This window comes from Kitasatospora sp. NPDC056181, from assembly GCF_042266225.1.
Classification (GTDB): Bacteria; Actinomycetota; Actinomycetes; order Streptomycetales; family Streptomycetaceae; genus Kitasatospora.
In genome coordinates this window covers 1-1,031 of sequence record NZ_JBHJUK010000352.1, presented here as the reverse complement: position 1 = coordinate 1,031, position 1,031 = coordinate 1, and the positions used below count along the sequence as shown (strand labels likewise).

The following is a 1,031-nucleotide window of genomic DNA, read 5'->3' as shown; positions in this document are numbered from 1 at the left end:
GACGACGAGGACGCGGACGCGGTCCGGTTGTCGGGTGCGGTGCGGGAGTTCGCGGAGGAGCGGCTGCCGTCGTACATGGTGCCGTCCGCCGTCGTGGTCCTGGACGCCCTGCCGCTGACCGTGAATGGCAAGCTCGACCGCAAGGCCCTGCCCGCCCCCGAGTACACCGGCGGAACAGCGGGACGGGCGCCGGCGAACGAGCAGGAGGAACTCCTCTGCCAGGCCTTCGCCGAGGTCCTCGGCCTGCCGGCGGTCGGGGTCGACGACGACTTCTTCACCCTCGGCGGCCAGTCGCTCCTGGCGACCCGCCTGGTCAGCCGAGTCCGCGCGGCACTGGGTGTGGAGCTGCGGATCCGGGTGCTGTTCGACAGCCCGACCCCGGCGGGCCTCTCGACGTGGATTACCCATCAGGCCGGTCAATCCGGCAGCCAGAAGAAGAAGAGCAGGCCGGCGGTGCGGCCGATGCGCCAGCAGGAGGACTACCGATGATTCCCTTGTCGTTTGCGCAGCGCCGCCTTTGGTTCCTCGGGCAGTTGGAGGGCCCGAGTGCGACGTACAACCTTCCGCTGGTCCTGCGACTGAGCGGACGGCTGGACGAAGGGGCCCTCGCCGAGGCCTTCCAGGACGTGATCGGGCGCCACGAGATCCTGCGCACGCTCTTCCCGGCGGTCAACGGCGAGCCGTACCAGCGGATCCTCCCGGTGGAGGCGGCCGGGTTCGACCTGGCCGTCACGGAGGTGGACGCGGACGGGCTGGCCGCCGCCGTGGCCGGCGTCACCGGTTACGTCTTCGACCTTTCCGCGGAGATCCCCCTGCGGGCGCATCTGTTCGTGTTGGGCGACGAGGAGTTCGTCCTCTCGGTGACGGTTCATCACATCGCCGGTGACGGATGGTCGATGGGTCCGCTGGGGCGCGACCTGTCGGCGGCGTACACGGCCCGCCTCGGAGGCCGGTCCCCCGACTGGGAGCCGCTGCCCGTCCAGTACGCCGACTACACGCTGTGGCAGCGCGAGCTGCTCGGCGACGGAAGC

General features: G+C 70.7%; 2 protein-coding genes. Both read left to right on the top strand.

What is annotated here, in order from left to right; all coding sequences use genetic code 11:
- A partial coding sequence (locus tag ACFC1F_RS43465) for a phosphopantetheine-binding protein (RefSeq protein ID WP_376167372.1) occupies window positions 1-489 on the top strand: 489 nt, incomplete at its 5' end.
- Window positions 486-1,031: condensation domain-containing protein (locus ACFC1F_RS43460; RefSeq protein ID WP_376167369.1), on the top strand; the 546-nt coding region annotated here is incomplete at its 3' end. The genes ACFC1F_RS43465 and ACFC1F_RS43460, both read left to right, overlap by 4 nt.